The organism is Bacillus sp. SIMBA_031, from assembly GCF_046535225.1.
Lineage (GTDB): Bacteria > Bacillota > Bacilli > Bacillales > Bacillaceae > Bacillus > Bacillus velezensis.
In genome coordinates, this window is sequence record NZ_JAWRXC010000406.1 from 1 (window position 1) to 259 (window position 259).

Annotated in this window: 1 protein-coding gene; it reads right to left on the reverse strand. The window is 64.9% G+C overall.

What is annotated here, in order from left to right; translation table 11 throughout:
* A partial coding sequence (locus SB724_RS20810; RefSeq protein ID WP_410572846.1) for a hypothetical protein occupies nt 1-259 on the reverse strand: 259 nt, incomplete at both ends.

The following is a 259-nucleotide window of genomic DNA, read 5'->3' on the forward strand; positions in this document are numbered from 1 at the left end:
GGGCGGGCACGCGCCCAACACGGTGGAGCGCCAGCCGCCGTTGGCGCCGGATGTGGACGGGTCGAGCACTCGGATCTCGGAGGAAACGTCGCGCAACAAGTTCAGGAGCAGGTAGTCCTTGGTCCAACTCCATGACCGCAGCGATGTGTGCTCGTCAGGTGAAAAGAGCCCCACAAACTGGCGCGAACCGGCCAGGTACCCTCCAAAGTCCGCAGCGAGCAGGGACCCGGACGGGTACGTGTGGCCATCTACTTGCCAG